At 73.2% G+C, this 313-nt stretch carries 1 protein-coding gene; it reads left to right on the top strand.

Features of this window, described 5'->3' with window-relative positions; all coding sequences use genetic code 11:
* A partial coding sequence (locus PUR71_RS41200; RefSeq protein WP_329925813.1) for a hypothetical protein occupies positions 1-313 on the top strand: 313 nt, incomplete at both ends.

Genomic DNA, 313 nt, shown 5'->3' with positions numbered 1-313 from the left:
TGGGGGTGGGGGGTTTGTTGGTGGGGGGGGTGGGGGTGTTTGTTTTTGTTTTGGTTGTGTTTGTGTGGGGTGGGGTGGGGGGGGGGGGGGGTTGGGGGGTGGGGGGGGGGGGGGGGGGGGGGGGTGGGTTTGGTTGTGGGGGGGGGGGGGGGGTTTGTGTTGTGGGTGTTGGTGGGGGGGGGGTGTGGTTGGGGTGGTGGGTGGGGGTGGGGGGGGGGGGGGGGGGGGGGGGTTTGTTTGTTGGGGGGGGGGGGGTGTGTGTTTGTGGTGGTGGGGTGGGGGGTGGGTTGGGGGGGTCGACCGCCCCCCCCCC

Source organism: Streptomyces sp. SP17BM10, assembly GCF_036322405.1.
Taxonomy (GTDB): domain Bacteria; phylum Actinomycetota; class Actinomycetes; order Streptomycetales; family Streptomycetaceae; genus Kitasatospora.
Note: the sequence above shows the minus strand (reverse complement) of the source record. Positions and strands in the feature narration are given on the sequence as shown.